Here is a 7,347-nt window from a genome sequence, read left to right on the forward strand (position 1 = left end):
CAGGGTAGCGCCATGACTGCCCGCCATGGCATGAACGGCGCCCTCGGCAGGATTCGAACCTGCGACCGTGTCATTAGAAGTGACGTGCTCTATCCAGCTGAGCTACGAGGGCAGAGCCGTGAGCGTATCCGCGCCCGGCGGATCACACGTTGGATGCGAGTTGCACACCGGGATCACCCGGTGTCGACCCCGGGCCGCCGGGCCCGGGAACGCCTTCGAGGAACTCCGCCGCGTCGAACACCTGGTCGGCGCCCGTCTCGTCGAACCATCCGAACGATGCACCACCGGCCGCGCCGACGCCTTGGTCGGCAGCGTCACCGGTGACACCCGTTCCTCCGGCGCCACCGGTTCGACCGGATCCGGACGTACCTGCAGTGCCGCGGGCACCACCGACACCACCGGGTCCACCGATGCCACCACCACCGCCGCGGATCGTGCTCGACGAGATCTCGACGATGTCGACCGTCGTGGTCAACATGCCGAACGAGGGGCCGCCGGCGCCGCCGCCGCCGTGGCCGCCCAGCCCGCCGGCACCACCGCCGCCCGCGCCGCCGCCGTTGCCGCCATCGGAGAACAGTCCGTCGCTGCCCAGCGCACCGGAGCCTCCCGGACCGCCATCCTCGCTGTCGGGCGCCACGCGGCCGATGCCGCCGTCGCCGCCGCGCCCGCCGGCGATCAACGACTCGTTGATGACCAGCCGATCGACGTCGACCGCCCAGATTCCCACGGAGCCACCCCCGCCGCCACCGCCGAGACCGCCGCTGCTTGCGGCACCACCGGCACCGCCACCACCGCCACCTCCGCCGGCGACGAGCAGCGGGCCGAAGCCGCCACCACCACCGAGTCCGCCTGCACCGGGCGATCCGGACTCACCGGCGAGCCCCGACGCGCCGATCGGCACGACCTGGACCGCGTCGAGCAGCCCGATCCCGCCGTTGCCGCCAGCGCCACCGATACCACCGGCACCACCGGCGCCGACCCCACCGTTGGGAGCCGACGATGTGCCACCCGATCCGCCCTCGGTCGCATCGCCGCCATTGCTGGTCTCGCCGCCCTGACCGCCGTCGCGACCCGACTGCGCAGGTGTGTCTCCGTCCGCTCCCTGTCCTGGCGTCCGGCCGCTGCCCGAGCCGCCGCCGTCCGCTTGCGCGTCGGAGGTCGCGACCTCGTCGGTCGTGGTGGCACCGTCGCCACCAGGGCCGCCGTTGACCGTCGTGCGCTCGATGTAGACCTCGTCGGCGCGATCGACGAGCACGCCGACGCTGCTGGAACCCGCCAGGTCGTCGCCGCCCGACCCGCCGGCGCCGGCGAGGATGCGGCTGTCTTCGATACGGATCACGTCGCCGCCGTCGATGCGCACCGCTACTGATCGCTGGTCACCCGTGGCATCGCCCGAGGTGACGTCGAGCGCGGACAGGTTCCGGTCGTCGACACCGGTGATCCGAATCGCCGTCGGCGCACCAGCGATGACCGCACGGTTCGACACCACACGGTTCCACCGCTCGTCGAAGCCGCCGTAGATGCTCATGCCGTCGCGCAACTCGATCGTCGAGCCGCCGGAGTCGTAGACACCGACGCTGCGCACGTAGATGTCGCTCCCCCGGGCCTGGTCGGCTGCCACGGCGATCGATCGGTACGGCGCGTCGCGACTCCCGTCGGCGTCGGCGTCGTCGCCGCGTTCGCCGTCGACGAAGACCGCCGCAGCGACATCGTCGAACACCCGAACGATCACGCGGTCGGTCGCGATCTCGTCGTCGCGTCCCGTCACTTCGAGGTCGAACGCGAGCGTGCCGACGAAGTTCGGGGAACTGAACGACACGACCGGCCCGCCGAGTGCGCCGAGCCCTGCGGTGACGTCCGGGCCACCGATCTGCACCCACCGGACGTCGTCGGGGTCGGTGCCGTTGCCGATGTCGAGCGCCTCGAGCGTCGTGACGGCACCGCGGTCGACGTCGAGGTCGGGCCCGGCATCCGCGGCGACCTGCACCGGCGGCAGGGTCGTGGTCGTCGTGGTGGTCGTCGTCGTGGTCGGCGGGATCGTGGTCGTCGTCGTGGTCGTCGTCGTCGAGGTAGCAGGTGCGGACGAGCCCGAACCGGAGCGGGTCGCGGCGAAGGCGATGATGCCGACGATCAGCACCATCGCAGCGGCGACCGACAGCCCGATCACGATGTTGCGCTGGCGGCGCTCGGCTTCCGAGGGACCCGGAGGCTGCGGCGGCAACGGCTCGTACGCGGTCACCGCACCGCCAGTTCCGCCCGGAGCAGGTCGAGCGACGAGATGACCGAGAACTGCCGCATCTGCTCGCGTTGCCCGGGCAGCCGAAGTTGACGGACCTCGTCGAACCCCGGGCCGACGTACCCGACGAACAGCGTCCCGACGGGTTGATCATCCTGCTCACGCGGTCCGGCCACGCCGGTGAGTGACAACCCGATGTCGGCGCCGAGCAGTTCGCGCACGCCGTGTGCCATCTCCCGTGCGGCCGACTCGGACACGACGGGTCCGTCGCTGACGGCGAGCAGTCGTTGCTTGACCGAGGTGGCGTAGCTGACGATGCCCCCGGCGAACACGTCGCTGGATCGCGACACCGCGGTCAGGCGACCGCTGACGAGCCCACCGGTCACCGACTCGGCGACCGCGAGCGACAACCCTCGCTGTCGGCACAGGTCGAGTACCACGGACTCCATCGTGTCATCGTCGACGCCGAACACGATGTCACCGATCACGGAGCGAACACGCTGCTCCCACTCGTCGAGTTGCTCGCGGCAGGCGTCGGTCGACGCCGCCTTCGCGGTCAGGCGAACCTTCAACCCTTCCCAGCCCGACGCGAGGAACGCGAGCGTCGGCACCGCGTCGCCAGCACGCTCGTCGAGTTCGGCGATGAGGCCGTCGAGACGCTCGTTGAGCCCACTCTCCGACTCGCCCCACGTGCGCAGCACTCGGCTCGCGATGACGGCCTGTTCGCCGCTTCGCAGCAACAGGTCGGGAAGGATCGCCCGGGTGAACATGTCCTTCATCTCGTGCGGCACGCCCGGCACGGCGTAGATCACCTTGTCGGCCCCGTCGACGCGCACCGGGCAGATGAGACCGGGCGCAGTGCCCCGCGTCTGCTCGATCACCGTTGCGCCGACGGGCACCATCGCCTGGCGCAGGTTGTTCTCCGGCATCCGCCGGCCGCGTGACGCGAACAGGTCGGCGATCACGGCCGCGACGGCGTCATCACGAACGAGTTCGACGCCCATGATCGCGGCGATCGCTTCGCGGGTGAGGTCGTCGTGGGTCGGGCCGAGGCCGCCGCACATGATGACCGCGTCGAGGTCGTCGCCGTCGGCCGCGAGCAGACGCCGGAGCTGGCTGGTGATCCGTCCGATGTTGTCGCCGACCTTGACCTGGACGAGCGAGTCGATACCGCTGGCCGCCAGCTCACCGCCGATCCACGCCGAGTTCGAGTCGACGATCTGGCCGAGCAACAACTCGGTCCCGACCGCGAGGACGCCGACGTTCATCGAGTCCGCTCCGTCTTGCCGCGTACCGTCGCGCCCCGCTCCGTCATGCAGGCTCCGAGACCAACACGTCGGCCGGTCGCCCGGCGTACCACAGATACTGCGCGCCGCTCACGATGGTGAGCACCACGGCGATCCACAACAGCGACAACCAGGTCCACGTCGCGTCGAGCGCCGTCAACGGCATGATCGCGAACGCAACGGCGAACTGCTGCACGACCGTCTTGTACTTGCCCAGCTTGCTCGCCGGCACCGAAACGCCACGACCGCTCTTCAAGATGCGGTACACGCTGATCAACAACTCCCGGCCGGCGATCACGGCGACGGGAACGAACCAGAACACGTCGTGCGCGACGAGCGTGAACATCGCCCCGAGGACGAGCACCTTGTCGGCGAGGGGGTCGAGGAACGCGCCGACCGCCGTCGGACCGCGGCGGCGAGCGATGTAGCCGTCGACGCCGTCACTCGCACACAACACGAACCACAACACGAACGCCCACCATGACCCGGTGCCATCCTCCGGGATCGCGAGGAACACGAGCGGCGACAGCAAGATGCGCGTCGCGGTGATCGCGTTGGCCCAGCTGTTGATCGAGTCGACCATCAGTCGTCCTCGTCCCCGACGGTCTCCCCGTCGTCGTCGACGGTGGCGCCCACTGCCACCAGATCCGGGCCCAACGCATCGGCGATCTCGACGGTGACCAGTTCCCCCACAGGAGCAGTTTGGTCGATGTAGACGATCCCATCGATCTCGGGCGCTTCACGGTGGCTTCGACCGACACCGGGCCGGTCGACCAGCACCTCGACGCTGCGCCCGATCATCGCATCGCGTCGGGCCGCGGTGATGTCGTCTTGGAGCTCGCGCAGCTCGGCGAGTCGCTCGTTCATCAGGCCGGGAGCGACGTGCTGGTCGAGGTCGGCGGCGTAGGTGCCGTCTTCGTTGCTGTAGGCGAAGAACCCGCACCAGTCGAGCTGCGCCCGTTCGACGAAGTCGAGGAGTTGGTCGTGGTCGTCTTCGGTTTCGCCGGGGTAGCCGACGATGAAGTTGGACCGGAAGGCGGCGTCGGGTTCGCGGGAGCGGATGTCGTCGATGCGGTCGAGGAAACGCTGCCCGTCACCCCAGCGTCGCATCCTGCGCAGCAGCGGCTTGCTGACGTGCTGCAACGACAGGTCGAAGTACGGCACACCGGTGCGACAGATCGCGTCGATCAGCTCGTCGGTCAGGTCGCTCGGGTACAAGTAGAGCAACCGCACCCGGTCGGCCACGGCGGCGACTGCGTCGACCAGCGGCACGATCGAGCCAGCGCCGAGTTCACCCGGCCGATCCTTGCCGTACGACGCCAGATCCTGTGCGACCAGCACGATTTCGCGAGCGCCGGTCTGCTCGGCCTCGGCGACGATCGACTCGACGTCGCGGCTGCGCTGCGGCCCACGGAAACTCGGGATCGCGCAGAACCCGCACGAACGGTCGCACCCTTCGGCGATCTTCACGTAGGCCCAGGGTGCGGCCGACTTGGGTCGCGGAAGGTTCAACAGATCGAATGCCGGCAACGGCACCGACGACACCGGGATCAGCTTGCGCGTGTGACCGGACGGCAGCTCGGAGCCGTCACGCTCGGCGGGCACCAGATTGAATGCTTGGCCGAACCCGGCGACCTGGTCGACCTCGGGCAACGCCTCGGCGAGTTCGTCGCCGTACCGCTCGGCCATACACCCGGTGACGACCAGCTTGCTGCCCTCGCCACGGATCTCGTCGAGGGCGAGGATCGTGTCGATCGACTCCTGCCGCGCCTCGCCGATGAACGCACACGTGTTGACCACGACGAGGTCCGCCAACGAGGCGTCGTCGGTCGCTTCCATGCCGTCGGCGACGAGCGCGCCGACGAGCTTGTCGGAGTCGACGTCGTTTTTCGGGCAGCCGAGCGTCTCGACGTAGAACCGTTGCACCTGATCACGCTATCCGTCGACGACCCAACCGAACCGTGACCCGCCGCGCCGGAGGCCGGCGCGCCAGCGCAACAACGGAGAGCGTCCGACACGACCGAGGCCACGTCAGACCCTCGCACGAGGCATCAGACGCTGCGAATCGGGAATCCGAACCAGCGGCGATCGACACGTCGCCGACAAGTCGGCGGCGGCGAGGTGGGGCGCGTCAGTGCCGCGACCGCCGAGCGGTTCTCACATGTGGGCGACGTGGAGGCCGATGCGGGGCCACTCCATCTCGACGAGTTGACCGGTGCTCGACAGCGTGATGTACGCCGTGCGCAGGTCGGGGCCGCCGAAGCAGATGTTCGTCGTCATCAGATCGCCGGTCGAATGGTGTTCGATCTGCGAGCCGTCGGGCGAGATCGCGGTGATCCCACCGTTGACGAGCGTCGCGACGCACACCCAGCCTTCGCCGTCGACCGCCAGCGAGTCGAGCAACTGGTAGCCCGGGAGCCCGTACAGCACGATCGAGGTGTCGAGCGGAGCGGCCGGCTCGATCACCCCGGGCTCGCCGATCGAACGGCGGAAGACGCGCCCGGTGTGCGTCTCGGCCCAGTACAGCGTGCCACCTTCGGGCGAGAGCCCGATCCCATTGGGCGCCTCGACCGGAAACACGACCTCGGCGATGTGCGACCCGTCGACCTTCGCGTAGTAGATCGCCGACAGGTCGGACGTGCGCTGCGCGAGGTCACGGATGCCGTGATCGGTGAAGAAGAACCCGCCGTGGCCGTCCATCACAATGTCGTTCGGCGCGCGCAGCGGACGGCCGTCGCACTCGGTGTACAGATCGACCACGTCGCCGGACGCGGGGTCGACGCGCTGGATTCGACCGCCGATGTACGTGGACGGATCGAACGGACCCGGGAACGTCATGCCCATCACGTCGGCCGGCGTGAAACACCCGCCGTTGTTGCACAGGTAGATCATCCCGTCGGGTCCGACGGCGGCACCGTTCGGCCCACCCTCGATCTCGGCGATCGTCTCCTTCGTGCCATCGGGGAGCACGCGTATGAGCCGGGGGCCGAACATCTCGACGAGCACGACCGACCCGTCGTGCATCGCGATGGGGCCCTCGGGGAACCGGAGACCATCGGTGATCACGGTCAGTTCCGGCTGCAGTTCGACGAGTTCGCTCATGGCACCATCGTCGCGGGTCCGCTGGCAGAGATCACGGTCGAACGGAACTTCGACATCAGGTGGGCGCCGGCATCGACCGGTCCGTAACGCGCCGGCTCGCCGTCACCGACGAGGCACTCCACTCGGGCGTCCCAGTTCGCGTTGTGGAAGAACGGCATGGTCAGGCGCCGCCGCTGCGCGCGTCCAGCTGGCACCACCACCCGGTGCATCGTGGAGCGCCAGCGGTCGTTGGTCCAGCGTTGCATCAGGTCGCCGAGGTTGACGACCAGCGCACCGGGCGGCGCGTCGACGTCGAGCCAGTCGCCGGGCTCACGCTCGACCTGCAGCCCCGGCTCGTCGTCGAGACGCAGGATCGTCAAGGTGCCGTAGTCGGTGTGCGCCCCCGCTCGAAGGACCTCCGTCGGCGGGTCGTGGAGCGGCGGATAGTGCGCGAGCCGCAGCGCCGAGCCGTGCCGGTCGATGAAGGGCACGAACCAGTCGTCGGGCAGCCCGAGCGCAACGGCGAACAGCTCCATCACCGTCGACGACAGCTCGGTCATCGAGCGGTAGTAGGCCTCGATCGCCGGCCGGAGCTCAGGCAGCGCAGGCGGCCACAGATTCGGCGCGTACACGGCTCGCTCGTCGCGGTCGATCATCTCCTGGAGCGGACGCGGCGGCGGGTCGACGGGCCCGACGTTGTAGGTCTCCTTCGCGTCGGGCGGTGCCCCGCCGCCGAGCGACCGG

The 7,347-nt window shown here is 69.4% G+C and carries 6 protein-coding genes and 1 tRNA gene; all 7 read right to left on the reverse strand.

Annotated features, from left to right (window positions below; all coding sequences use genetic code 11):
• Nucleotides 1-38: 38 nt before the first annotated feature.
• Nucleotides 39-112 (reverse strand) — tRNA-Arg (locus ACE37B_RS24690).
• Between the two features lie 30 nt (nt 113-142).
• Nucleotides 143-2,239: a hypothetical protein gene (locus ACE37B_RS24695; protein ID WP_409926016.1), complete on the reverse strand. Its 2,097-nt coding sequence runs from the start codon at nt 2,237-2,239 to the stop codon at nt 143-145.
• Nucleotides 2,236-3,504 (reverse strand): competence/damage-inducible protein A, encoded by a 1,269-nt coding sequence (locus ACE37B_RS24700; RefSeq protein WP_409926017.1) that lies wholly within the window; start codon nt 3,502-3,504, stop codon nt 2,236-2,238. Before ACE37B_RS24700 ends, ACE37B_RS24695 begins: the two co-directional genes overlap by 4 nt.
• A gap of 43 nt (nt 3,505-3,547) precedes the next feature.
• On the reverse strand, nt 3,548-4,105 hold the full coding sequence (gene pgsA, locus ACE37B_RS24705) for a CDP-diacylglycerol--glycerol-3-phosphate 3-phosphatidyltransferase (protein ID WP_409926018.1): 558 nt from the start codon (nt 4,103-4,105) through the stop codon (nt 3,548-3,550).
• Entirely contained in the window at nt 4,105-5,448 is a 1,344-nt protein-coding gene (gene rimO / locus ACE37B_RS24710; protein ID WP_409926019.1) for a 30S ribosomal protein S12 methylthiotransferase RimO, read from the reverse strand. The genes pgsA and rimO overlap by 1 nt, the downstream gene beginning before the upstream one ends.
• 231 nt (nt 5,449-5,679) lie before the next feature.
• The gene (locus tag ACE37B_RS24715) at nt 5,680-6,624 is read right to left on the reverse strand and encodes an SMP-30/gluconolactonase/LRE family protein (protein ID WP_409926020.1); all 945 of its coding nucleotides are present in this window, start codon (nt 6,622-6,624) and stop codon (nt 5,680-5,682) included.
• Nucleotides 6,621-7,347 (reverse strand): isopenicillin N synthase family dioxygenase (locus tag ACE37B_RS24720; RefSeq protein ID WP_409926021.1); only part of this gene is annotated, 727 nt, incomplete at its 5' end. The genes ACE37B_RS24715 and ACE37B_RS24720, both read right to left, overlap by 4 nt.

The sequence above is a fragment of the Ilumatobacter sp. genome, from assembly GCF_046290335.1.
Classification (GTDB): domain Bacteria; phylum Actinomycetota; class Acidimicrobiia; order Acidimicrobiales; family Ilumatobacteraceae; genus Ilumatobacter_A.

What these genes read in the sequence shown, in the direction of transcription:
- ACE37B_RS24700 (WP_409926017.1), bottom strand. Translation starts at nt 3,504, where the DNA reads ATGAACGTCGGCGTCCTCGCGGTCGGGACCGAGTTGTTGCTCGGCCAG.
- pgsA (WP_409926018.1), bottom strand. Translation starts at nt 4,105, where the DNA reads ATGGTCGACTCGATCAACAGCTGGGCCAACGCGATCACCGCGACGCGC.
- ACE37B_RS24715 (WP_409926020.1), bottom strand. Translation starts at nt 6,624, where the DNA reads ATGAGCGAACTCGTCGAACTGCAGCCGGAACTGACCGTGATCACCGAT.